20 protein-coding genes and 1 pseudogene are annotated in these 23,551 nt (G+C 60.0%); 17 read left to right on the plus strand and 4 right to left on the minus strand.

Translation table 11 applies throughout. The annotated features are described in order from the left end of the window. Positions 1-204 precede the first annotated feature (204 nt). The 8 genes from PMI35_RS04485 to PMI35_RS04450 all read left to right on the plus strand — a co-directional run bounded on the left by PMI35_RS04485 (position 205) and on the right by PMI35_RS04450 (position 7,509). Complete coding sequence (locus tag PMI35_RS04485; protein WP_008064945.1) at positions 205-1,566, plus strand: OprD family porin; 1,362 nt, start codon at positions 205-207, stop codon at positions 1,564-1,566. A gap of 294 nt (positions 1,567-1,860) precedes the next feature. Continuing rightward, positions 1,861-2,499 (plus strand): peroxiredoxin, encoded by a 639-nt coding sequence (locus PMI35_RS04480; protein ID WP_008064946.1) that lies wholly within the window; start codon positions 1,861-1,863, stop codon positions 2,497-2,499. A 328-nt stretch (positions 2,500-2,827) separates the two neighbouring features. Next, positions 2,828-3,421, plus strand: a complete 594-nt coding sequence (ssuE, locus tag PMI35_RS04475) for an NADPH-dependent FMN reductase (protein ID WP_008064947.1) — start codon at positions 2,828-2,830, stop codon at positions 3,419-3,421. Positions 3,422-3,511: 90 nt separating this feature from the next. Continuing rightward, complete coding sequence (locus PMI35_RS04470; RefSeq protein ID WP_008064948.1) at positions 3,512-4,492, plus strand: sulfonate ABC transporter substrate-binding protein; 981 nt, start codon at positions 3,512-3,514, stop codon at positions 4,490-4,492. A 25-nt stretch (positions 4,493-4,517) separates the two neighbouring features. Further along, on the plus strand, positions 4,518-5,666 hold the full coding sequence (gene ssuD / locus PMI35_RS04465; RefSeq protein WP_008064949.1) for an FMNH2-dependent alkanesulfonate monooxygenase: 1,149 nt from the start codon (positions 4,518-4,520) through the stop codon (positions 5,664-5,666). A gap of 8 nt (positions 5,667-5,674) precedes the next feature. Then, positions 5,675-6,457, plus strand: a complete 783-nt coding sequence (gene ssuC, locus PMI35_RS04460) for an aliphatic sulfonate ABC transporter permease SsuC (protein ID WP_008064950.1) — start codon at positions 5,675-5,677, stop codon at positions 6,455-6,457. Next, positions 6,454-7,260 (plus strand): aliphatic sulfonates ABC transporter ATP-binding protein, encoded by an 807-nt coding sequence (gene ssuB, locus PMI35_RS04455; protein WP_008064951.1) that lies wholly within the window; start codon positions 6,454-6,456, stop codon positions 7,258-7,260. The genes ssuC and ssuB overlap by 4 nt, the downstream gene beginning before the upstream one ends. A 33-nt stretch (positions 7,261-7,293) precedes the next feature. Continuing rightward, a complete protein-coding gene (locus tag PMI35_RS04450) occupies positions 7,294-7,509 on the plus strand; it encodes a TOBE domain-containing protein (protein ID WP_007967989.1) in 216 nt (71 codons plus the stop codon). A gap of 192 nt (positions 7,510-7,701) precedes the next feature. On the opposite strand, the gene PMI35_RS04445 is transcribed toward PMI35_RS04450, so the two are convergent. Together PMI35_RS04445 and PMI35_RS04440 are read right to left on the minus strand one after the other, a co-directional pair. Beyond that, positions 7,702-8,334: a TetR/AcrR family transcriptional regulator gene (locus PMI35_RS04445; protein ID WP_008064952.1), complete on the minus strand. Its 633-nt coding sequence runs from the start codon at positions 8,332-8,334 to the stop codon at positions 7,702-7,704. 226 nt (positions 8,335-8,560) lie between these two features. Further along, on the minus strand, positions 8,561-9,937 hold the full coding sequence (locus PMI35_RS04440; protein ID WP_007976355.1) for a glutamine synthetase family protein: 1,377 nt from the start codon (positions 9,935-9,937) through the stop codon (positions 8,561-8,563). A 278-nt stretch (positions 9,938-10,215) separates the two neighbouring features. On the opposite strand from PMI35_RS04440, the pseudogene PMI35_RS04435 reads away from it, so the two are divergent. The 8 genes and pseudogenes from PMI35_RS04435 to PMI35_RS04400 form a co-directional block, all read left to right on the plus strand. Further along, a pseudogene (locus PMI35_RS04435) lies at positions 10,216-10,488 on the plus strand (gamma-glutamyl-gamma-aminobutyrate hydrolase family protein); the annotation flags it as partial. Between the two features lie 124 nt (positions 10,489-10,612). Next, positions 10,613-11,971: a glutamine synthetase family protein gene (locus PMI35_RS04430; RefSeq protein ID WP_008064954.1), complete on the plus strand. Its 1,359-nt coding sequence runs from the start codon at positions 10,613-10,615 to the stop codon at positions 11,969-11,971. A gap of 59 nt (positions 11,972-12,030) precedes the next feature. Beyond that, positions 12,031-13,395, plus strand: a complete 1,365-nt coding sequence (locus tag PMI35_RS04425) for an aspartate aminotransferase family protein (protein WP_008064955.1) — start codon at positions 12,031-12,033, stop codon at positions 13,393-13,395. 169 nt (positions 13,396-13,564) lie between these two features. Further along, the gene (locus PMI35_RS04420; RefSeq protein WP_008064956.1) at positions 13,565-14,677 is read left to right on the plus strand and encodes a polyamine ABC transporter substrate-binding protein; all 1,113 of its coding nucleotides are present in this window, start codon (positions 13,565-13,567) and stop codon (positions 14,675-14,677) included. 188 nt (positions 14,678-14,865) lie between these two features. Next, positions 14,866-15,963: a polyamine ABC transporter substrate-binding protein gene (locus PMI35_RS04415; RefSeq protein ID WP_008064957.1), complete on the plus strand. Its 1,098-nt coding sequence runs from the start codon at positions 14,866-14,868 to the stop codon at positions 15,961-15,963. A 73-nt stretch (positions 15,964-16,036) separates the two neighbouring features. Next, positions 16,037-17,179 carry an ABC transporter ATP-binding protein gene (locus tag PMI35_RS04410; protein WP_008064958.1) on the plus strand — a complete coding sequence of 381 codons (1,143 nt, stop codon included), beginning with the start codon at positions 16,037-16,039 and terminating at the stop codon, positions 17,177-17,179. Between the two features lie 35 nt (positions 17,180-17,214). Further along, entirely contained in the window at positions 17,215-18,096 is an 882-nt protein-coding gene (locus PMI35_RS04405) for an ABC transporter permease subunit (RefSeq protein WP_177325085.1), read from the plus strand. Beyond that, positions 18,093-18,980 carry an ABC transporter permease subunit gene (locus tag PMI35_RS04400; protein WP_008064961.1) on the plus strand — a complete coding sequence of 296 codons (888 nt, stop codon included), beginning with the start codon at positions 18,093-18,095 and terminating at the stop codon, positions 18,978-18,980. Before PMI35_RS04405 ends, PMI35_RS04400 begins: the two co-directional genes overlap by 4 nt. Before the next feature lie 149 nt (positions 18,981-19,129). Here the strand turns inward: PMI35_RS04400 and PMI35_RS04395 are convergent, their stop codons facing one another. After that, positions 19,130-19,771 carry an HD domain-containing protein gene (locus PMI35_RS04395; RefSeq protein WP_008064962.1) on the minus strand — a complete coding sequence of 214 codons (642 nt, stop codon included), beginning with the start codon at positions 19,769-19,771 and terminating at the stop codon, positions 19,130-19,132. A gap of 167 nt (positions 19,772-19,938) precedes the next feature. On the opposite strand from PMI35_RS04395, the gene PMI35_RS04390 reads away from it, so the two are divergent. Further along, a complete protein-coding gene (locus PMI35_RS04390; protein ID WP_008064963.1) occupies positions 19,939-20,904 on the plus strand; it encodes a GlxA family transcriptional regulator in 966 nt (321 codons plus the stop codon). Between the two features lie 127 nt (positions 20,905-21,031). On the opposite strand, the gene PMI35_RS04385 is transcribed toward PMI35_RS04390, so the two are convergent. Continuing rightward, complete coding sequence (locus tag PMI35_RS04385) at positions 21,032-23,443, minus strand: penicillin acylase family protein (protein ID WP_008064964.1); 2,412 nt, start codon at positions 23,441-23,443, stop codon at positions 21,032-21,034. Between the last annotated feature and the right edge of the window lie 108 nt (positions 23,444-23,551).

Raw genomic sequence — 23,551 nt, forward strand, 5'->3', positions numbered from 1 at the left:
AATTCCAGGAATCGGTTTGTCGCCTTTACCTCGGGTCTGCGCTGTCGGGGCATATTCCTAAATGCGATTAAAATTGTTTTTACAATTCTTTTTAGGATTATGAAGGAGTATTCTGCGCGACCCAAAAAAACGACCGATCCAGACGGTCGCGGATCCAGGGCATTCGACCCGGGACCAAGAATTAGAAACGATAGGAGCGAAACAATGAACAAGTCCACCTTGGCCCTGGCTGTGGCCGTAGGGGTTTTGGCGCAGCAGGCAAGCGCCGCCGGTTTCATCGAAGACAGCAAGGCAACGTTGGGGCTGCGCAACTTCTACATCAACACTGACTATCGTGACGGCGCTGCTCAGCCGAACAAGAACGAAGAATGGGGCCAAGGCTTCGACCTGCGTTTCATCTCCGGCTACACCCAAGGCACTGTCGGCTTCGGTATCGATGCGATCGGCCTGTTGGGCGTGAAGCTGGATTCGGGCGGCGGCACTAATGGCAACGTTAACGCCAATGGCACCCCTGGTAACGCTTATGGCGGCACTGTGTTCCCGAGCAAGTCCAACGGCGAAGCGGTTGATAACTTCTCCAGCCTGGGCCTGACTGCCAAAGCCAAGATCTCCCAGACTGAACTGAAACTGGGTACCTTGCAGCCAAAACTGCCGGTGATCGTCACCAACGATGGTCGTCTGCTGCCGCAAACTTTTCAGGGTGGTCAGATCACCTCTGGCGATATCAAAGACCTGACACTGGTCGGTGGTCAGATCGAGCACGCCAAAGGTCGTAACTCCAGCAACAACGAAGAGTTGTCGATCGCTGGTGCCAACGGTCGTACTGCGGCTGGCCGCGACAGCAACAAATTCTATTACGGTGGCGGTGACTACAAAATCACCAAAGACCTGACTGCGCAGTACTACTACGGCAATTTGGAAGATTTCTACAAGCAGCACTTCCTGGGCCTGGTTCACAACTGGGCAATTGGCCCGGGCGTTCTGAAATCCGACCTGCGCTACTTCAATAGCCGGGATGACGGTGCCAACGGTCACGACGCGAACTTCTTCACTTCTGGCAACTACAATGCGCCGAGCGGTAAAGGCAAGGTCGACAACAACCTGTACAGCGGTCTGTTCCTGTACACCGTTGAAGGTCACACCTTCGGTGGCGGTTACCAGGTCAGCAACGGCAGCAGCGACTTCCCGTACCTGAACCAGGGCGACGGTGCATCGGCCTACATCATCACCGACTCGCAAATCCAGAAGTTCGCCCGTGCCGGCGAGAAAACCTGGCAAGCACGTTACTCGTTCGATTTCGCCAAGGTCGGCGTACCTGGCCTGACAGCGGGTATGGTTTACCTGCATGGCGACGATATCGATACCGTCAACACTGCCGGTCGCGAGGCGGCTAACGGCGCTTCCGAGTGGGAACGCGACCTGACCGTGGGTTACGTCGTTCAGTCCGGTGCGTTGAAAAACCTCGGCGTGCAGTGGAAAAACGCCACCTGGCGCACCGATCTGCCGAACACTCGCTCCCAGGACGAGAACCGCCTGATCGTCAGCTACTCGATCCCGCTGTTGTAATAGCGCTCGGGTAACCCAAGCAAAAAAAGCCCCGCCCGGCATCACGCCGGGCGGGGCTTTTGTGTTTTCGAGGCGGGCTCACCCCCGTAAACCCGCCTGGAAAATCCCCTCTTTTGCAGCAACTCAAGGCCTTCTCGAACCTTGTGGGCGATGTTCGGCGCGATGAGTTCGCGCGTCCAGTGAAGAGATGTTTAATATTTCTTTTAGATCTAAATAAATCGATATTTATTCTTTTTAATAGATAAGAAATGCAGGCACAGTTGATCTCAACCAGCACTCACCAGGAGCAGCACCATGAGCATCAGACTGGGCGATATCGCCCCGGATTTCGAACAGGATTCCAGCGCCGGTACCATCCGGTTCCACCAGTGGCTGGGCGATAGCTGGGGTGTGCTGTTTTCCCACCCGGCCGACTTCACGCCAGTGTGCACCACAGAATTGGGCTTCACCGCGAAACTGAAAGATGAATTCGCCAAGCGTGGGGTCAAGGCCATCGCGCTGTCCGTCGACCCGGTGGATTCGCACCACAAGTGGATCGAAGACATCAACGAAACCCAGAACACCGTGGTCAATTTCCCGATTCTCGACGACGCCGACCGCAAGGTCTCGGACCTGTACGACCTGATCCACCCCAACGCCAACGACACCCTGACGGTGCGCTCGCTGTTCGTGATCGACCCGAACAAAAAGGTCCGGTTGACCATCACCTATCCGGCGAGCACCGGCCGCAACTTCAACGAAATCCTGCGGGTGATCGATTCGCTGCAACTCACCGACAACTACAAGGTGGCCACCCCGGCCAACTGGCAGGACGGTGATGAGGTGGTGATCGTGCCGTCGCTCAAGGATGAAGATGAAATCAAGCAGCGCTTTCCCAAGGGCTATCGCGCGGTGAAACCGTACCTGCGCCTGACGCCGCAGCCGAACAGGTAACCCATTAATTTGTGGTGTGGCTGCTGCCCTCTTCGCGAGCAGGCTCGCTCCCACAGTTGACCGCGTACCACTGTGGGAGCGAGCCTGCTCGCGAAAGCGCTGGATCGGGCACCGCAGAATCCAGATTGAACGAATCCATAAAGCAGGGGATTTCAGGCCGTTTCGACGGCCTTTTTTTTCGTCTGGAAGAAATCGAACGTATATCTCTAAAACGAATAACCAAATGAATAAATATGATTTATGGATATATAAATCACCTGTTAAGGTCACTCCATCAAAGCGAGATCGCAAACCGCGAATCGCCAACACCGTTCAAGGAATCCTCTGAATGCTGGTCGTCTCACTCGGTGGCAGTCCCAGCCAGCGCTCCCGTTCCGGGGTGTTGCTGGAGCGCTCCCAGCGTTGGTTGCAAGGGCAGGGCGTGGAAGTGGTGAGCTACCAGGTACGGGACTTCCCGGCTGAAGACTTGCTGCATGCACGCTTCGACAGCCCGAAGGTGATCAACCTGCTGCAACAGATCGAAAACGCCGATGGCCTGCTGATCGCCACGCCGGTCTACAAGGCTTCGTTCTCCGGTGCGTTGAAAACCGTGCTGGATCTGCTGCCCGAGCGTGCCCTGGCGCACAAAGTGGTGTTGCCAATGGCAACCGGGGGCAGCATCGCTCATATGCTAGCGGTGGATTACGCGCTCAAGCCGGTGTTGTCGGCATTGAAGGCCCAGGAGCTGCTCCAGGGGATCTTCGCCGTCGACAGCCAGATCGCTTACGGCGAAGGCAGCGCCCAGGCGCAGTTGGCACCGGAGCTGGAGCAAAGATTGAACGAGTCGCTGGAGTTGTTTTTCAGCGCCATGGCGCGACGGCCCAAGCCGCTCGATCCGCAGCTGTTGAATGATCGTTTGTTGAGTGCTCGCTGGAGCATTTAAGCCTTACCCCAAATTGATGTACTGGCCTTACTCGCCCGCTAACGGGCAAGCAGGTGCAGCCAAAAACCCAACTGCAAAAAGGAGAGCGCCATGCGCCCTGTCATTTTGCGTCGCGGTCTGGTCGCTCTGTTTGCTGCGGCTGTCACCTTCGGCGCCATTACTCAAGCTCAGGCCGAGACGCTTCGAATCGGCTATCAGAAATACGGCACCCTGGTGCTGCTCAAAGCCAAGGGCACCCTGGAAAAACGCCTCGCCGGCCAAGGCGTCGACGTGCAATGGACTGAATTCCCCGGTGGCCCGCAACTGCTCGAAGGCCTGAACGTCGGCTCCATCGACTTCGGCGTCACCGGCGAAACCCCGCCAGTGTTCGCCCAGGCAGCCGGCGCTGATCTGCTCTACGTCGCTTATGAGCCGCCAGCGCCGCACAGCGAAGCGATCCTGGTACCGAAGGACTCGCCGATCAAATCGGTGAAGGATCTCAAGGGCAAGAAAGTTGTCCTGAACAAAGGCTCCAACGTGCACTACTTGCTGGTCCGCGCCCTGGAAGACGCCGGCCTCAAGTACACCGATATCCAGACCGTATTCCTGCCGCCGGCCGATGCCCGCGCCGCGTTCGAGCGTGGCAGCGTCGATGCCTGGGTCATCTGGGACCCGTACCAGGCCGCCGCCGAACAGCAGCTGCAAGCGCACACCCTGCGCGATGGCCAGGGCATCGTCGACAACCACCAGTTCTACCTCGCCACCAAGCCCTATGCGCAGAAAAACCCTGAGGTGATCAAGACCCTCGTGGAAGAAGTGCGCGCGGTCGGTGAATGGTCCAAGGCCAATCCGGAAGACGTGACCAGGCAGGTTTCGCCACTGCTTGGCCTGCCGGCGGACATCACCCTGACGTCGGTGAAACGCCAGGGCTACGGCGCGCTGTTCCTGACCCCGGACGTGGTCGCCGCGCAACAGAAAATCGCCGACAGCTTCTATCAGCTCAAGCTGATTCCCAAGCCGCTGAGCATCAAGGATGTGATCTGGACGCCACCGGCGGCTGTTGCCCAAAGCTCAGTAACCAAAGCCCAGTAAATCGATTCCCTAAGGAGACCACTCCATGAGCCTCAATATCTTCTGGTTCCTGCCAACCCACGGCGACGGCCATTACCTTGGCACCGCCGAAGGCGCTCGCGCCGTCGACCACGGTTACCTGCAACAAGTCGCGCAAGCTGCGGATCGCCTGGGTTTCGGCGGCGTGCTGATCCCTACCGGTCGTTCCTGCGAAGACTCGTGGCTGGTGGCCGCGTCGCTGATTCCGGTGACCCAGCGTTTGAAATTCCTCGTCGCGCTGCGCCCCGGGATCATTTCCCCGACGGTGGCGGCGCGTCAGGCCGCGACCCTGGATCGCTTGTCCGGCGGGCGTGCTTTGTTCAACCTGGTGACAGGCGGTGATCCGGAAGAGCTGGCCGGCGACGGTCTGTTCCTGACCCACGAAGAGCGCTATCAGGCCTCGGTGGAATTCACCCGCATCTGGCGTCGCGTGCTGGAAGGCGAAACCGTCGATTACGATGGCCAGCACATCAGCGTGAAGGGCGCCAAGCTACTCTATCCGCCGATCCAGCAACCGCGTCCGCCGCTGTACTTCGGCGGCTCGTCGGAAGCGGCCCAGGACCTCGCGGCAGAGCAGGTCGAAATGGTCCTGACCTGGGGCGAGCCACCGGCCGCCGTTGCCGAGAAAATCGCCCAGGTACGCGCCAAGGCCGCCAAGCTCGGGCGTACCGTGCGCTTCGGCATTCGCCTGCATGTGATCGTGCGCGAAACCAACGCCGAGGCCTGGCAAGCGGCTGATCGACTGATCTCGCACCTGGACGACGACACCATCACCCGTGCCCAGGCTTCGCTGGCGCGCTTCGATTCCGTGGGCCAGCAACGCATGGCTGCGTTGCACGGTGGCAATCGCGACAACCTGGAAGTCAGCCCCAACCTGTGGGCCGGTGTCGGTCTGGTGCGCGGTGGTGCCGGCACGGCACTGGTGGGTGATGGTCCGACCGTGGCTGCCCGCGTGAAGGAGTACGCGGACCTGGGTATCGACACCTTTATCTTCTCCGGTTATCCACACCTGGAAGAGTCGTATCGCGTTGCCGAGCTGCTGTTCCCGCACCTGGATATCGAGCGTCCCGAGCTGCCGAAAAGCGCCGGTTACGTCAGCCCGTTTGGCGAGATGGTCGCTAACGACATTCTCCCTAAAGCCGCGTCCCAGAGCTGAGGCGCGCCATGAAGAAGATCATTCACAGCCTTGCGCCCTGGGCATTGCCGGTCTTGCTGTTGGCGGTGTGGCAGTTGTCGGTGTCGGCGGGCTGGTTGTCGACGCGGATTCTGCCGGCGCCCATTGCCGTGATCGAAGCCGGGGTGAGCCTGGTCAGCAGTGGTGAAATCTGGACGCACCTGGCCATCAGCGGCTGGCGCGCGGCGCTGGGCTTCGCCATTGGCGGCGGCATCGGCCTGACCCTGGGCTTCATCACCGGCCTGTCGAAGTGGGGCGAGCGCCTGCTCGACAGCTCGGTGCAGATGATCCGCAACGTGCCGCACCTGGCGCTGATCCCCTTGGTGATCCTGTGGTTCGGCATCGATGAGTCGGCGAAGATTTTCCTGGTGGCCCTGGGCACCTTGTTCCCGATCTACCTCAACACGTATCACGGCATTCGCAACGTCGACCCGGCGTTGGTGGAAATGTCGCGCAGCTACGGCTTGTCCGGTTTCAGCCTGTTCCGCCAGGTGATTTTGCCGGGGGCGCTGCCTTCGATCCTGGTCGGTGTGCGCTTTGCCCTCGGTTTCATGTGGTTGACGCTGATCGTCGCCGAAACCATCTCCGCCAGCTCCGGCATCGGCTACCTGGCGATGAATGCCCGGGAGTTCCTGCAGACCGACGTGGTGGTCCTGGCGATTCTGCTGTACGCGGTGCTCGGCAAACTGGCCGACCTCGCGGCCCGTGGACTTGAGCGTGTGTGGCTGCGCTGGCATCCGGCTTATCAAGTCGTTAAAGGAGGTGCCGCATGACCGCTCAACAACCTCCACGCCTGCTGCGCGGGATTCCGCTGGCGGTGCGCAAACTGCAAAAAACCTTCGGCTCGCGGCAGGTGCTGCGCGAGATCGACCTGCACATTCCAGCCGGTCAGTTCGTCGCGGTGGTCGGTCGCAGTGGCTGCGGCAAAAGTACCTTGCTGCGCCTGCTGGCCGGGCTCGACCAGCCTACGGGCGGTGACTTGTTGGCCGGCTCCGCGCCGCTGAGCGAGGCGCGGGAAGATACGCGGCTGATGTTCCAGGAAGCGCGTCTGCTGCCGTGGAAAAAGATCATCGACAACGTCGGCCTCGGGCTCAAGGGCAACTGGCGCCCGCAAGCGCTGCAAGCGTTGGAAGCGGTCGGCCTGGCGGATCGCGCCAATGAGTGGCCGGCGGCCTTGTCCGGAGGGCAGAAGCAACGTGTGGCGTTGGCTCGAGCATTGATCCACAAGCCGCGCCTGCTGTTGCTCGACGAGCCGTTGGGTGCGCTGGACGCCCTGACCCGCATTGAAATGCAGCAGCTGATCGAACGGCTCTGGCAACAGCACGGCTTCACCGTGTTGCTGGTCACCCACGACGTCAGCGAAGCGGTGGCGATCGCCGATCGGGTGATCCTGATCGAAGACGGCGAAGTCGGCCTCGACTTGCACGTGGAACTGCCGCGCCCTCGGGTACGCGGCTCCCATCGGCTGGCGGCGCTGGAAACCGAAGTCCTCAACCGCGTGCTGTCGCTACCTGGCCAGCCGCCGGAACCGGAACCTGTATCACCCTTGCCTACGCAGTTGCGTTGGGCTCAATAACTCAAGCCTCAATCAACGACAGGAATCAACATCATGACTATCAAGGCCATCAACGTTCGCAACCAGTTCAAAGGCTCGATCAAGGAAATCGTCCTCGGTGACGTGCTGTCGGAAATCGATGTGCAGACGGCTTCCGGGATCGTCACCTCGGTGATCACCACGCGTTCGGTGAAAGAGCTGGAACTGGCGGTGGGCAGCGAAGTGATCGCATTCGTGAAATCCACCGAGGTGTCGATCGCCAAGTTGTAAGGGCGTGCACTGCAAACAACCCTGGAGGGTTCGAGCCCTTCGGGGTTTTTTATGCGTGTGTTTCAGCGAGATTCGCAGCGCGGCAATCGCGGGCAAGCCCGCTCCCACAGGTTTATCGGTTGAAGACAAAACCTGTGTTCACTGGAGATCCTTGTGGGAGCGGGCTTGCCCGCGATGAGGTCAGTGAGAGCGCTAGAGATTTCGCTTGGGCAGGTACGGTGGTAGATACAGCCCCAGATATGCATCAAACACCCGCATCCCTTCCTCAGCCATGCGCGGCGTGATCTGCCCGTGCTGCTGCACCGAGCGCGCATAAACCCGGTCACCGAGCTCCATGGCCAGTGCGAACACATCGACATCGTCCGGCAACCTTGGCAGCTCGAAATGGTGATCGAACAGCTTGTGCATCAGGTCGCCCAGCTCAATGTCGTGCTGGCGGTCGGCCTGGGTGACTTCGGTCAGGCCGTGCTGGGCCAGGATGAGCTGGCGGGCGGCGGCGTCTTCGTCGTAGATGTCGAGCATGCGTTGTTCCACCAGCCTCGACAGGTCACGCCAACCATTCAATGCGTCATGGTCGATGGGCGCCTGCAGGCAGGCGCGGAAGGCCGCGTGGACGTCGGCCGTCAGCGCTTCGAGTAGGGACGGGACGCTGGCGAAGAAGTGGTACACGGAGGAGGGTGGGATCTGCGCGCGTTCGGCGACACTGTAGATCGACAGACTGGCCACGCCCTCGGCGGCCAGCAGCGTGCGGGCGGCATCGAGTATCGAATCGATCCGGGCCTGGCTGCGTGCACGGGGTTTGCGGGGGGTGGCGGTGCGCGTCATTGGAGTCTCCTGCGGGGCAGGGGGCATTGTACGAGCAGGTATCTGTGTTGTCTGCCAGGACGCCATCGCTAGCAGGCTAGCTCCCACAGGGGATTGGCGGTGTACACAGAATTTATATTCACTGGAGATTAACTGTGGGAGCTAGCCTGCTAGCGATCCGCCGCAGGCGGCCATAAAAAACGCCGCTGGCTGTGAGGCCGGCGGCGTTCTTGTTTAGTGCAACCACTTAAACGGTATGCAGGTACCAGTTGTACTCGAGGTCGGAGATGGAGTGTTCGAACTCTTCCAGCTCGCTCTCTTTACAGGCCACGAAGATATCGATGTATTTCGGATCGATGTACTTGGCCATGACTTCGCTGTCGTCCAGCTCGCGCAACGCGTCGCGCAGGTTGTTCGGCAGGCTCTGCTCGTTCTGCTCGTAGCTGTTGCCTTCCACCGGAGCGCCAGGTTCGACCTTGTTGACCAGGCCGTGGTGCACGCCTGCCAAAACCGAAGCCATCAGCAGGTACGGGTTGGCATCGGCGCCGGCCACACGGTGTTCGATACGTACGGCATCGGCGGAGCCGGTCGGTACGCGAATCGCCACGGTGCGGTTGTCCAGGCCCCAGCACGGCGAGTTCGGCACATAGAACTGCGCACCGAAACGACGGTAGGAGTTGACGTTCGGGCAGAGGAAAGCCATCTGCGCCGGTAGGGTCTCGAGCACACCGCCGATCGCGTGTCGCAGCGCGGCGTTCTGCTCGGGATCCTCACTGGCAAAAATATTCTTGCCGTCTTTGTCGAGAATCGAAATGTGCACGTGCAGACCGTTGCCCGCCTGGCCCGGGTAAGGCTTGGCCATGAAGGTGGTGTCCATTTCATGGTCGTAGGCGATGTTCTTGATCAGGCGCTTGAGCAGCACTGCATAGTCGCAGGCCTTGATCGGATCGGCCACGTGGTGCAGGTTCACTTCGAACTGCGCCGGGGCACTTTCCTTGACGATGGCGTCGGCCGGGATGCCTTGCTCTTTCGCACCTTCCAGGATGTCCTGGAGGCAGTCGACGTATTCGTCGAGGTCGTCGATCAGGTAGACCTGTGTCGAGTGCGGGCGTTTGCCGGAAACCGGCGAGCGCGGTGGCTGCGGACGACCGTTCACGTTCTCCTGGTCGATCAGGTAGAACTCCAGTTCGAACGCGGCGCAGATGGTCAGGCCCATTTCGTCGAACTTGCGCACCACGTTGGCCAGCACTTCACGCGGGTCAGCGAAGAATGGTTCGCCTTCGAGTTCGTGCATGGTCATCAGCAGTTGCGCGGTCGGGCGCTTCTGCCATGGCTCGTTGCACAGGGTATCGGGGATTGGATAGCAGATTCGGTCAGCATCACCGATGTCCAGGCCCAGGCCGGTGCTTTCCACCGTGGAGCCATTGATATCCAGGGCAAATAGAGAGGCCGGCAGGTTGATGCCTTTCTCGTAAACCTTGTGGAGGCTGGTGCGTTCGATGCGCTTGCCGCGCACCACACCATTCATATCCGCAATCAGAAGGTCAACGTACAGAACCTCAGGATGTTCCTTAAGGAACGCGTTCGCTTCGTTAAGCTGAACGGCACGCGGGGGTACCGACATGATGCAACACCTTTGTTGTTAAAAATATCAATCATTGATCTTTTCGGATTCCAGTCAACCCGAACGGCATGCCGAAGTCAAGCGAGGCCTTTTTTGCCCTAAAAAAGCGCTCGCGTGGCTTTTTTGAGGCGCTTTGGGGCGTTTTTATACCCCTTGGCCGTTTGACGCCCGCAGGCTTGAGCTGGCCGTGTTGTATTTTTTACGGGGGTGTTGTGTAAAAAAATGAACAAGGCTAAGCTCGAATCAAACCCATAACAGCAATAATACCGGGGTGCTTCATGTCTCGCCTGCCGATAATCGGCGTTACCGCCTGCTCTTTGCAGACCGGTCTGAATGCTTATCACATCAGTGGCGATATCCACGTCAGCGCCGTGGCCGCAGCGGCCCAGAGCCTGTCGGAGATCCTCCCGTCCCTGGCGGATCAACCGTCCCTGTCCGATATTCTGGACGGCCTCGACGGCACACCCATTACGGTTACTCCATTCAATATAGAACCGATTCACAATAGCGGCTCGGCCTTCGTGCAGGGCACCGCTCGCGATTCTGCACGCCTGGTATGCGCAGAAGTACACACAAGCGCGATAGCCTGGCGCAAACTTGCATTTCACCGCGACGCCGATGCGTCAACTATCGCCTGACCTCAAGCGTCAGGAAACTCAAAGCCTAGAGGCATTTATGAGTAACAACCTCGACCAGCTCACCGATTGGTTGAAAGACCACAAGATCACAGAAGTCGAATGCATGATCGCCGACTTGACCGGGATTACCCGGGGCAAGATTTCGCCGACCAACAAATTCATCGCCGAAAAAGGCATGCGTCTGCCAGAAAGTGTGCTGCTCCAGACCGTGACCGGCGATTACGTCGAAGACGACATCTATTACGAGCTGCTCGACCCGGCTGACATCGACATGATCTGCCGTCCCGACCAGAACGCGGTGTTCCCGGTGCCATGGGCCATCGAACCGACCGCCATCGTCATCCACGATACTTACGACAAGCAAGGCAACCCGATCGAGCTGTCGCCGCGCAACGTGCTCAAGAAGGTCCTCAAACTCTATGCCGACAAAGGCTGGCAGCCGATCGTGGCGCCGGAAATGGAGTTCTACCTGACCAAGCGCAGCGACGACCCGGACTATCCGTTGCAGCCGCCAATCGGCCGCTCCGGACGCCCGGAAATCGGCCGCCAGTCGTTCTCCATCGAAGCGGCGAACGAGTTCGATCCGCTGTTCGAGGACGTCTATGACTGGTGCGAATTGCAGGAACTGGACCTCGACACGCTGATCCACGAAGACGGCACGGCGCAGATGGAGATCAACTTCCGTCACGGCGACGCCCTGTCCCTGGCCGACCAGATCCTGGTGTTCAAGCGCACCATGCGCGAAGCCGCGCTCAAGCACGACGTGGCGGCAACCTTCATGGCCAAGCCGATGACCGGCGAGCCGGGCAGTGCCATGCACCTGCACCAGAGCATCATCGACATCGAGACCGGCAAGAACATCTTCTCCAATGAAGACGGGACCATGAGCGAGTTGTTCCTGCAGCACATCGGTGGCCTGCAGAAACTGATTCCCGAACTACTGCCGCTGTTCGCCCCCAACGTCAACTCGTTCCGCCGCTTCCTGCCGGACACCTCGGCACCGGTGAACGTGGAATGGGGCGAAGAAAACCGCACCGTGGGCCTGCGGGTACCGGATGCCGGCCCACAAAACCGGCGCGTGGAAAACCGCCTGCCGGGTGCCGATGCCAACCCGTACCTGGCCATTGCCGCGAGCCTGCTGTGCGGCTACATCGGCATGGTCGAAGGCCTGAACCCGAGTGCACCGGTGGTGGGCCGTGGTTATGAGCGCCGCAACCTGCGCCTGCCACTGACCATTGAAGACGCGCTCGAGCGCATGGAAAACAGCGCAACCATCGAGCGTTACCTGGGCAAAACTTTCATCACTGGCTACGTCGCGGTCAAGCGGGCCGAGCATGAAAACTTCAAGCGCGTGATCAGTTCGTGGGAACGGGAATTCCTGCTTTTTGCCGTCTGACGCGCCGGGCGTCGCCGTTGTCGGGTGGCGCTCTCACCTGGACTTTTTAGGAGATTGGTATGACCAGCAACAACCCGCAAACCCGTGAATGGCAAACCCTGAGCAGCGATCACCACCTGGCCCCGTTCAGCGACTTCAAGCAGCTGAAGGAGAAGGGCCCGCGGATCATCACCAACGCCAAGGGCGTCTACCTGTGGGACAGCGAAGGCAACAAGATCCTCGACGGCATGGCCGGCCTGTGGTGCGTAGCCATCGGTTACGGCCGCGATGAACTGGCCGACGCCGCCAGCAAGCAGATGCGCGAACTGCCGTACTACAACCTGTTCTTCCAGACCGCCCACCCGCCGGTACTGGAGCTGGCCAAGGCCATCGCCGATGTTGCGCCAGAAGGCATGAACCACGTGTTCTTCACCGGTTCCGGCTCCGAAGGCAACGACACCATGCTGCGTATGGTTCGTCACTATTGGGCGATCAAGGGCCAGCCGAAGAAGAAAGTCATCATCAGCCGCAAGAACGGTTATCACGGTTCCACCGTGGCCGGCGCGAGCCTGGGTGGCATGACCTACATGCACGAACAAGGCGACTTGCCGATTCCAGGCATCGTCCACATCGCCCAGCCGTACTGGTTCGCCGAAGGCGGCAACATGACCCCGGAAGAATTCGGGATCTGGGCTGCCAATCAGCTGGAAGAGAAAATTCTGGAAGTGGGCGTGGACAACGTCGGTGCTTTTATTGCCGAGCCGATCCAGGGCGCCGGCGGCGTGATCATTCCGCCAGACAGCTACTGGCCGCGCATCAAGGAAATCCTCGCCAAGTACGACATCCTGTTCGTGGCTGACGAAGTGATCTGCGGTTTCGGCCGTACCGGTGAGTGGTTCGGCAGCGATTTCTACGACCTCAAGCCCGACATGATGACCATCGCCAAAGGCCTGACCTCCGGCTACATCCCGATGGGTGGCCTGATCGTGCGCGATGAAGTGGTCGACGTGCTCAACGAAGGCGGCGATTTCAACCACGGCTTCACCTACTCCGGGCACCCGGTGGCGGCGGCTGTAGGCCTGGAAAACATCCGTATCCTGCGCGACGAAAAAATTGTCGAGCGCGTGAAGACAGAAACGGCACCGTATTTGCAGAAACGTTTGCGCGAGCTGAATGATCACCCATTGGTGGGCGAAGTTCGTGGGGTAGGCCTGCTGGGGGCGATCGAACTGGTTCAGGACAAGGCCACGCGCAAGCGCTACGAAGGCAAGGGCGTCGGCATGATCTGCCGGCAGTTCTGCTTCGATAACGGGCTGATCATGCGTGCCGTGGGGGACACCATGATCATCGCGCCACCGCTGGTGATCTCGCCTGCGGAAATCGATGAGTTGGTGACCAAGGCACGCAAGTGCCTGGACCTGACCCTGAGTGCGTTGCAGGCCTAAGTGCTAGGCTCTGAGCGGGAGTCATGAAACTTTCGCTCAGAGCTGTCAGAAACGTTGGCCTTTCCTTGAAAGACCGCCTCGGATCTTGCCAGACTAGCCGCGGTTCCAGTTGTCCGGGTTCGGCCGCTGAACAAAGTGGTTCAAAAAAGAAAAATTTGGAGCATTACGCATGAAGGCATTAGGAAAAAAGCTTGCTGGCAAGACCCTCCTCGCCATGTCCCTGATGGGCATTATGGCGGGTGCGGTTCAGGCGGACGACAAGGTGTTGCACGTCTATAACTGGTCTGATTACATCGCTCCGGACACTATCAAGAAGTTTGAAGACGAGTCGGGCATCAAAGTTGTCTACGACGTCTTCGACAGTAACGAAACCCTCGAAGCCAAGTTGCTGGCAGGCAAGTCCGGTTACGACATCGTCGTGCCGTCGAACAACTTCCTGGCCAAGCAGATCAAGGCCGGCGTTTACCAGAAGCTGGACAAGTCCAAACTGCCTAACTGGAAGAACCTGAACACCGACCTGCTCAAGGCGGTATCGGTGAGCGACCCGGGTAACGAGCACGCCTTCCCGTACATGTGGGGTTCGATCGGTATCGGCTTCAACGCCGAGAAGGTCAAGGCTGCACTGGGTGCCGACGCACCGACCAATTCCTGGGACCTGCTGTTCAAACCTGAAAACGCCGCCAAGTTGAAGTCGTGCGGTATCAGTTTCCTCGATTCGCCTACCGAGATGATTCCGGTGGCGTTGCACTACCTGGGCTATCCAACCGACAGCCAGGACAAGAAACAACTGGCCGAAGCCGAAGCGCTGTTCCTGAAAATCCGTCCTTCGGTTGGCTACTTCCACTCGTCCAAGTACATCTCCGACCTGGCCAACGGCAACATCTGCGTGGCCGTGGGTTACTCGGGCGACATCTACCAGGCCAAGTCCCGCGCGGCTGAAGCCGGTGACAAGGTGAAGGTCAGCTACAACATTCCCAAAGAAGGTGCCGGCAGCTTCTATGACATGGTCGCCATCCCTAAAGATGCCGAAAACGTCGAAGGCGCCTACAAGTTCATGACCTTCCTGCAAAAGCCGGAAATCATGGCTGAAATTACCAACGCCGTGCGTTTCCCGAACGGTAACGCGGCCGCCACGCCATTGGTTGATAAAGAAATCACCGCCGACCCAGGCATCTATCCGCCAGCGGACGTGCTGGCCAAGCTGTACGCGATTGCCGACTTGCCGGCCGCGACCCAGCGGATCATGACTCGCAGCTGGACCAAGATCAAATCCGGTAAATAAGCCGGTTTGATGCAACAACCTGTTGTCGCCACCTGCGCGGCGGCGACATCAGGATAAATTAAATGACAGAAAGTTTTGCTGGAACGGTTTTTCGAGGGTAAGTTGCGCGCCGGTTTTGTTGTCAGGCAGCCATGGCTGTCATGTAACGCGGGGCAACTTGAGCCCAACTCATTTTAGAGGACCTCCACTTGCCTATTTTTTCTTTGTTGCGCAATGCCATGCTGGTCGCTGCCGGGTTGACGCTTGCCGTCAATGTTCAGGCGGCGGGTACCGTGCATATTTATAACTGGTCGGATTACATCGGCGAGACCACCCTGGCCGACTTCCAGAAAGAGACCGGCATCAAACCGGTTTATGACGTATTCGATTCCAACGAAACCCTGGAAGGCAAGTTGCTGGCCGGGCGTACCGGTTACGACGTGGTCGTGCCGTCCAACCACTTCCTCGGCAAACAGATCAAGGCCGGTGCTTTCCAGAAGCTCGACAAGTCGAAGTTGCCGAACTACAAGAATCTCGACCCTGTACTGCTCAAGCGCCTGGAGCAGAACGATCCGGGTAACCTGTACGCCGTGCCGTACCTGTGGGGTACCAACGGCATCGGTTACAACGTCGACAAGGTCAAGGCTGTGCTGGGCGTCGACAAGATCGATTCCTGGGCCGCGGTATTTGAACCGGAAAACATCAAGAAACTGCAAAGTTGCGGCGTGGCATTCCTCGACTCCGCCGATGAAATGATGCCGACGGTCCTCAACTACATGGGCCTGGATGCCAACAGCACCAACCCTGAAGACTACAAAAAAGCCGAAGCCAAGTTGCTGGCGGTGCGGCCTTACGTGACCTACTTCCACTCTTCCAAATACATCGCGGACCTGGCCAACGGCGATATCTGCGTGGCCATCGGTTTCTCCGGCGACATGTTCCAGGCCCGCAATCGTGCGGCCGAAGCCAAGAAAGGCGTGAACATCGCCTACTCGATTCCCAAGGAAGGCGGTGCGTTGTGGTTCGACATGCTGGCGATTCCGAAGGACTCGGCCAACGTGAAAGAAGCGCACGCGTTCATCAACTATTTGCTGAAACCTGAGGTGATCGCCCAGGTCAGTGATTACGTCGGCTACGCCAACCCTAACCCCGGGTCGGACAAACTGATGGAACAGTCCATTCGCACCGACGAAGCGGTTTATCCACCGCAAGCCGTACTCGACAAGACTTACGTGTCCATCGAGTTACCACCAAACATTCAACGTTTGATGACCCGCAGCTGGACCAAGGTCAAGTCGGGTAAATAGCTTCAAGGCTCAAACTATCCAAGGTTGGCTCTCCTTGAGCGAACTGTACTCTTTTTTTTCGGGAGTTTCGTAAATGGCAGTTGCCTCCGGCGCCTATAAGAAAGCCCTCGAGGGCGACCAGTCACCTAAACAGGTGCTGGTCAAAATCGACCGGGTCACGAAGAAGTTCGACGAGACGATTGCCGTGGACGACGTGTCCCTGGAAATCAAGAAAGGCGAGATTTTCGCCTTGCTCGGCGGTTCGGGATCGGGCAAATCCACTCTGCTGCGCATGCTCGCCGGCTTCGAACGACCGACCGAGGGGCGGATCTTCCTCGACGGCGTGGACATCACCGACATGCCGCCGTACGAGCGGCCGATCAACATGATGTTCCAGTCCTACGCCCTGTTCCCGCACATGACCGTGGCGCAGAACATCGCCTTCGGCCTCAAGCAGGACAAGCTGCCTGCCGCCGAGATCGATGCGCGGGTGGCGGACATGCTCAAGCTGGTGCAGATGACCCAGTACGCCAAGCGCAAGCCGCATCAGTTGTCCGGCGGCCAGCGTCAGCGTGTGGCCCTGGCCCGCTCCCTGGCCAAGCGTCCGAAGCTGTTGCTGCTCGACGAGCCGATGGGTGCGCTGGATAAAAAACTGCGTTCGCAAATGCAGCTGGAGCTGGTGGAGATCATCGAGCGCGTGGGCGTAACCTGCGTCATGGTGACCCACGACCAGGAAGAGGCCATGACCATGGCCGAGCGCATCGCGATCATGCACCTGGGCTGGATCGCCCAGATCGGCAGCCCGATCGACATCTACGAAACCCCGACCAGCCGCCTGGTCTGCGAATTCATCGGCAACGTCAACATCTTCGACGGTGAAGTGATCGACGACGCCGAGGGCCACGCGATCATCACCTGCAAGGACCTCGACCGGAAGATCTATGTGGGCCACGGCATCAGCACCTCGGTGCAGGACAAGTCCGTGACCTATGCGATCCGTCCGGAAAAACTGCTGGTGACCCCGACCATGCCGACCTGTGAATACAACTGGTCCAGCGGCAAGGTGCACGACATCGCCTACCTGGGTGGTCACTCGGTATTCTACGTCGAACTGCCGAGCGGCAAGATCGTCCAGTCGTTCGTGGCCAACGCCGAGCGCCGTGGCCAGCGGCCGACCTGGGGTGACCAGGTGTATGTGTATTGGGAAGACGATAGCGGCGTGGTACTTCGCTCATGAACATGCGCAAATTCAAACGCCGGCTCAATCGAATAATTCCCGGTGGCCGCCAGCTGGTCATCGGGGTTCCCTTCATCTGGCTGTTCCTGTTCTTCATGTTGCCGTTCTTCATCGTCCTGAAGATCAGCTTCGCCGAAGCCGACGTGGCCATTCCGCCGTACACCGAAATCTACAGCTACGCCGAACAGAAGCTGCAGGTGCTGCTCAACCTGGGTAACTACGCGATGCTCGGCGACGATGAGTTGTACATCGCCGCCTACCTCGGTTCGCTGAAGATGGCGCTGATCAGCACCATCCTCTGCCTGCTGATCGGTTATCCGATGGCCTACGCCATCGCCAGCGCCCGCAAAGAGCTGCAAACGGTGCTGGTGCTGCTGATCATGATGCCGACCTGGACCGCGATCCTGATCCGCGTCTACGCGTGGATGGGCATCCTCAGCAACAACGGCCTGCTCAATGGCTTCCTGATGAGCATGGGCTGGATCAGTGAGCCGCTGCAGATCCTCAACACCAACCTCGCCGTGTACATCGGTGTGGTGTATTCGTACCTGCCGTTCATGATCCTGCCGCTCTATGCCAACCTGGTGAAGCACGACACCAGCCTGCTGGAAGCGGCGTCGGACCTCGGTTCGAGCACCTTCAACAGCTTCTGGAAGATCACCGTGCCGCTGTCGAAAAACGGCATCATCGCCGGCTGCATGCTGGTGTTCATCCCGGTGGTGGGTGAGTTCGTGATCCCGGAACTGCTCGGCGGTCCCGAGACCCTGATGATCGGTAAAGTGCTCTGGCAAGAGTTCTTCAACAACCGTGACTGGCCGGTGGCATCCGCCCTGGCGGTGGTGATGCTGGCGATCCTGATTGTGCCGATCATTCTGTTCAACCGCAGTCAGGCCAAGGAAATGGAGGGTAAAGAATGAAACGCTTCCGTTTCTCCAGCCTGATGCTGGTACTGGGTCTGATGTTCATCTATCTGCCGATGCTGATCCTGGTGATCTACTCCTTCAACGCCTCGAAACTGGTGACGGTGTGGGGCGGCTGGTCGATCAAGTGGTACGTCGGCCTGATGGACAACACGCAACTGATGGGCTCGGTGGTGCGCTCGCTGGAAATCGCCTGCTACACGGCGGTGGCGGCAGTCGCACTGGGAACGCTGGCCGCGTTCGTCCTGACCCGCATCACCCACTTCAAGGGCCGTACGCTGTTCGGCGGCCTGGTCACGGCGCCATTGGTGATGCCCGAAGTGATCACCGGTCTGTCGCTGTTGCTGCTGTTCGTGGCCATGGCGCAGATGATCGGCTGGCCGCAGGAACGTGGCATCGTGACGATCTGGATCGCCCACACCACGTTCTGTGCGGCGTATGTGGCGGTGGTGGTGTCGGCGCGCTTGCGTGAGCTGGACCTGTCCATCGAAGAAGCGGCCATGGACCTGGGTGCACGGCCATGGAAGGTGTTCTTCCTGATCACCATTCCGATGATCGCGCCATCCCTGGGCGCCGGTGGCATGATGTCGTTTGCCCTGTCGCTGGATGACCTGGTGTTGGCGAGCTTCGTGTCGGGCCCGGGTTCCACGACCTTGCCGATGGAAGTGTTCTCGGCGGTGCGCCTGGGCGTGAAGCCCGAGATCAACGCCGTGGCCAGCCTGATTCTGCTGGCGGTGTCGCTGATGACGTTCCTGGTCTGGTTCTTCAGCCGTCGCGCCGAAGAAGCGCGCAAGCGTGCGATCCAGCAAGCCATCGAAGAAAGCGCTGCCGATTCGTGGAAGCAACCGGACGTGCGTCGCGCGCAGCCGGAAACGGCTTGAACCTGAAATCGGGTTGACCACAATCCCGTGGCCAACCCAGATCCATTGTGGGAGCGAGCCTGCTCGCGATGAGGGCGTGTCAGTCGGCATCATTGTCGTCTGATACACCGCCATCGCGAGCAGGCTCGCTCCCACAGGTTTTTTGTCGGTCAGGAAATCCAGGGGGATTGGCGGATGACCTCGACAAAATTCATCGGCTTGAACCCCGGCTCCTGATCCATCAACACGTCGGTCTTCACATTGCCGAACGTGGTCTGCGGACGATGGCGCAAGCCGTCGGCAAAGGCGCAGATGATGCACTCCTTGAACCCTTCACCCCTTGGATGCGCATGCACCACCGCTTCACGCTGCACGGTGGAAAACGCCGCGTAGTCCATGCCCAGCACATCCATTTCAACGCCGGCAGTCACCAGCGCCACGGTCGGCCGCAGGTGTTGCGGCACGCCCGGCGTGGTGTGCAGGGCGATCGACAGCCAGACCTGCTCGATGTCGTCATCGCTAAACCCGTAGGGCTTGAGAAACGCTGCCGCCGCGTTGGCGCCGTCGACTTCGAAGCGCTCGTTGGCGCTGCGATAACCGTCCACCAGGCCCAGGTCATGGAACATCGCGCCGACATACAAAAGCTCCGGGTTGTAGGCCAGTTGCTTGCGTTCGCCGCTCAGCGCACCGAACAGGAATACCCGGCGTGAGTGGTGGTAGAGCAGGTCGGATTCGATGTCGCGGATGTATTCGGTGGTGGCCCTGGCCAAGGCGCTGTCGGGGATCTTGATGCCGGCGATCGTGGTGCTCATGGGCTTTTCCTCAAAGTTGACGCCGGGGCGGCGCTGAGGGTTAAAGTCTGTCCGCGCCCCTCAAACGGGACAATCGATCCATGGCTGCGATCCTTGCCAATGAGCATGCATATCGCGCCAACCTCGCCACAAGGCGCCAGACTTAAGTCCTGGAGATGATTCAGACCATGCACAAAACCGTCGCCATCGTGGTGTTCGCCGGCGTCCAGTCGCTGGATGTCACCGGCCCCATGGATGTGTTTTGCGAAGCCAACCGCTTCCTCGCCCCCGAGGATCACTATCGCCTGGAAGTGATTGGCGTTGAGCACGGGGTGATGGCGTGTTCCAACGGTTTGGTGCTGAACGCCCATCGGCATTTCAGCGAAGCGCTGGAGTCTTATGACCTGCTGCTGGTGGCCGGAGGGCCGCAGTTACCGTTCATGACCTTCGGCCCTGCGTTCGATGCCTGGCTGCGCGATGCCTGCGCGCGGGCGCGTCGCTATGGCTCGATCTGCAACGGCGCGTTCATGCTCGCCAAGGCGGGATTGCTGGAAGGGCGCACGGTGACCACCCATTGGGGCGATGCCGCGGCGTTGGCTGATTTGTGCCCGACGACTCGAGTCGAAGCCGATCGGCTTTACGTTCAGGACGGCGAGCTTTTCACCTCGGCGGGGGTGACGGCCGGGATCGATCTGTCGCTGTATCTGCTGGGGCGCGATCACGGGTCGGACGTGGCCCTGTGCGTGGCAAAGCGCTTGGTGGTGTTCACCCAGCGTTCGGGCGGGCAGTCACAGTTCAGCCCGTTTCTCACGCCCCATGCGCAGCCGACCTCCGCCGTGGCGATGGTCCAGCATTACGTGTTGGCGAACCTGACGGGTGACCTGACCATCGCCGACCTGGCCAACGCGGCCAACATGAGTGCGCGCAACTTTTCCCGAGTGTTTGCCAAGGAAGCGAAAGTCACCCCGGCCGAGTTTGTCGAGCGGGCGCGCGTGGATGCGGCGCGGGTGATGCTGGAAAGCACTACCGCCCCGCTGAAGACCGTGGCCTATCAGTGCGGGTTCCGCGATGCCCAGCACATGCGCAGCGTGTTCAACCGCAGGCTGGGGGTGACGCCGCAGCAGTTTCGGTTGAATTTTGCGGCGATGGTTTGAGTCATGAATTTGTGTTGTTCTTGAGGGCCTCATCGCCAGCAGGCTGGCTCCCACAATGTATCTGTGTGCACAGGACCACTGTGGGAGCCAGCCTGCTGGCGATGAGGCCAGTCCAGCCGATACAAATTTACTGAGCTGACCGCGCCGGTAACAGCTTCAACGTACTCTTTGTATTCGCCGTCACCTCTTCATCATTGAGATGCGCCTGGAAATAAATCCCCTCGATATACGCCTCAGCCTGATCATCAAAGTGCCTGTCAAACGGCACACCACTCTGGCCAACCGGATTGACCGTCAAACTGTGGGCCGGGTCGGCGAAGTCGATCAGGCGCCGGGTCGATGGCCCGTATGTCACCGGCCAGGGTGCCGGGCCGATCTTGGCCGACAGGTTGTTCGGCACTTCATGGGTGCCGGGGGCTGCGAACGGGCCGATATTGAAGATCCGGTCCAGCGGCTTTTGCTGCCCCAGTGGGTGGCCATGGGTCAGCGTGTGCGCCTTGCCCCATTGCCATTGCGAGAAATCGGCACCCAGCGTGGCCTTGAGGTGGGCGATGCTGGCCAGCCACGCGACCTTGACGGTGTCGGCGCGGGTTTCCTTGCCGAGGGTATTGCGGTTATCCCACCACGGTGAATCCGGCGTCGCCGCCAGGCGCGGCAGTGCGGCATCGATCACCCGGGTCGAGAGCAGCGTTTCGAAGAAGTCATTGCCCAGGTCGTCGCGCATCGCCGCGTCAGCCAGGTTGAACAGGAACTGGTTGAACAGCGTGGCGCTGGTGGAATCCAGCGGGTAGTCGCCTTTCCACTGGGCCAATTGCTCCACCAGCTTGAGCTCGGCAGGGTCGCTGACCACTTCGCGCAGGGTCGGCAGCAGCGGCGCCAACAGCCGCGGGCCGTAGGCGGTGGTGGTGCCCAGTTGCAGCTGCTGGCTGTTTTCCAGATCCCATTTGACGTTCTTGTCGCTGAGCTGGCGATTGAGCTGCTGGCCGCGATCGGCGAGGTTGTAGTAACCGGGGATCTCCATCCCCGTCGGCGACAGCGGCTGGAAGTTGGCCGAGACGATGTAGCCCCGTGCCGGGTTCTCTTCCTGCGGGTTGGCGCTGAACGGATAGAAGCCGTCCTTGTCGGCATCGCTGGTGCTGCCGTCGAGGATAAACCACGGGCGCACCCCGGCAGGGCGCTTGGGCAATTGCGCCGCGGCCCACCAGCCGATGTCGCCCTTGGCATTGGCCCAGACAATGTTCAGGCCGGGAGCCTGGACCTTGGCGGCAGCGCTACGGGCCTTGGCCAGGGTGTCGGCGCGATTGAGCTGGTAGAAGCCGTCGATGATCGGGTTCTGGCTTTCGAGAAAACCCCACCACATGGCGATCGGCGTCTTGCCGACGCTGTTGCCCAGCGCATCGTTGACGATCGGGCCATGGGGTGACTGGCGCAGCGTCAGCGTGACCGGGGCCTGGCCCTTGACCGCGATCTGTTGTTCGCTGCTGACCATGTCCACCCACTTGCCGCGATACCAGACCTGATTCGGATTGTCCGGATTGACCTTTTCGGCAATCAGGTCGAGGTCGTCGTTCTGGAACATGGTGATGCTCCAGCCGAAGTCCCGGTTCATGCCCAGCGAAGCGAACGGCATCAGGGCCTGGTAATGGCCATAGAGCTCAAAGCCCGGCGCCGAGAGCTGCGCCTCGTACCACACCGACGGCGCGGAAAAGCGGATGTGCGGGTCACCGGCCAGCAGCGGCTTGCCGCTTTTGGTGCGGTTGCCGGCAACCGCCCAGGCGTTGCTGCCCTCAAACTGCGGCAAACCGTTGTCGGCCAGAGCCTGTTCGCTCAGGCGGGCGAGGGCGTTGAGGTCTTTCCAGTCGGCGCTGGCGAGGGGCGCCGGGGCCGCGCTGTGTCGGGTTGCCAGCACGCCCTTGGCCTGCCAGTCGAGATCGAAGACGCTCAGATAGTCGGCGCCCAATTGATCGCGCACGTAGGTCAGCAGCGGTTCGGTGCGAAACGCCGCGGCAAAACTGTAGGCCATGTAGCCGGCGATGCTGATGGTGTCCTGCGCCGTGAACGGGCGCTTGGCAATGCCCAGTACATCGAACTCTACGGGCTTGGCGTGACTGTCCTGGTACTGGTTGATGCCGTCCAGGTACGCCTGCAGGGCCAGGAAGGCGGGCGATTGCTTGTCCATGTTCGCCAGGTAGGTTTCGGCACGTTCGCGAATGCGCAGGCTGCGCATCAACTTGTCGGTGTCGAGCAGCTTCGGCCCAAGCACCTCGGCCAGTTCGCCACGGGCGAGGCGACGCAGAACCTCCATCTGGAACAACCGATCCTGGGCATGGACATAGCCGAGAGCGCGATACAGGTCGGTTTCGTTGTCGGCACGGATGTGCGGGATGCCGCGCTCGTCATAGCGCACGGTGACCGAACCTTGCAGCTGCTGCAGTTCCACCATGCCCTGGCGTGACGGCTGCTTGCTGTAGACGTACCAACCGGCACCGGCGGCGAGCGCGACGATCAGCAAACCGAGCGCGGTCAGGCTACGTTTCATGGTGACTCCTTATTGTTATGGGTGACAGCAATTCCCTGGCGAGACTGTTTAACACGACAAGCCGCTTTGGCCCATCGCCCGTAGGAGGGATTCTCGTTTGCTGTCGGG

The organism is Pseudomonas sp. GM78 (genome assembly GCF_000282475.1).
Classification (GTDB): domain Bacteria; phylum Pseudomonadota; class Gammaproteobacteria; order Pseudomonadales; family Pseudomonadaceae; genus Aquipseudomonas.

Bases quoted from the DNA above. Each gene is read 5' to 3' on its own strand.
- PMI35_RS04485 (WP_008064945.1), top strand. From the start codon at position 205: ATGAACAAGTCCACCTTGGCCCTGGCTGTGGCCGTAGGGGTTTTGGCG.
- PMI35_RS04480 (WP_008064946.1), top strand. From the start codon at position 1,861: ATGAGCATCAGACTGGGCGATATCGCCCCGGATTTCGAACAGGATTCC.
- ssuE (WP_008064947.1), top strand. From the start codon at position 2,828: ATGCTGGTCGTCTCACTCGGTGGCAGTCCCAGCCAGCGCTCCCGTTCC.
- PMI35_RS04470 (WP_008064948.1), top strand. From the start codon at position 3,512: ATGCGCCCTGTCATTTTGCGTCGCGGTCTGGTCGCTCTGTTTGCTGCG.
- ssuD (WP_008064949.1), top strand. From the start codon at position 4,518: ATGAGCCTCAATATCTTCTGGTTCCTGCCAACCCACGGCGACGGCCAT.
- ssuC (WP_008064950.1), top strand. From the start codon at position 5,675: ATGAAGAAGATCATTCACAGCCTTGCGCCCTGGGCATTGCCGGTCTTG.
- ssuB (WP_008064951.1), top strand. From the start codon at position 6,454: ATGACCGCTCAACAACCTCCACGCCTGCTGCGCGGGATTCCGCTGGCG.
- PMI35_RS04450 (WP_007967989.1), top strand. From the start codon at position 7,294: ATGACTATCAAGGCCATCAACGTTCGCAACCAGTTCAAAGGCTCGATC.
- PMI35_RS04445 (WP_008064952.1), bottom strand. From the start codon at position 8,334: ATGACGCGCACCGCCACCCCCCGCAAACCCCGTGCACGCAGCCAGGCC.
- PMI35_RS04440 (WP_007976355.1), bottom strand. From the start codon at position 9,937: ATGTCGGTACCCCCGCGTGCCGTTCAGCTTAACGAAGCGAACGCGTTC.
- PMI35_RS04430 (WP_008064954.1), top strand. From the start codon at position 10,613: ATGAGTAACAACCTCGACCAGCTCACCGATTGGTTGAAAGACCACAAG.
- PMI35_RS04425 (WP_008064955.1), top strand. From the start codon at position 12,031: ATGACCAGCAACAACCCGCAAACCCGTGAATGGCAAACCCTGAGCAGC.
- PMI35_RS04420 (WP_008064956.1), top strand. From the start codon at position 13,565: ATGAAGGCATTAGGAAAAAAGCTTGCTGGCAAGACCCTCCTCGCCATG.
- PMI35_RS04410 (WP_008064958.1), top strand. From the start codon at position 16,037: ATGGCAGTTGCCTCCGGCGCCTATAAGAAAGCCCTCGAGGGCGACCAG.
- PMI35_RS04400 (WP_008064961.1), top strand. From the start codon at position 18,093: ATGAAACGCTTCCGTTTCTCCAGCCTGATGCTGGTACTGGGTCTGATG.
- PMI35_RS04395 (WP_008064962.1), bottom strand. From the start codon at position 19,771: ATGAGCACCACGATCGCCGGCATCAAGATCCCCGACAGCGCCTTGGCC.
- PMI35_RS04390 (WP_008064963.1), top strand. From the start codon at position 19,939: ATGCACAAAACCGTCGCCATCGTGGTGTTCGCCGGCGTCCAGTCGCTG.
- PMI35_RS04385 (WP_008064964.1), bottom strand. From the start codon at position 23,443: ATGAAACGTAGCCTGACCGCGCTCGGTTTGCTGATCGTCGCGCTCGCC.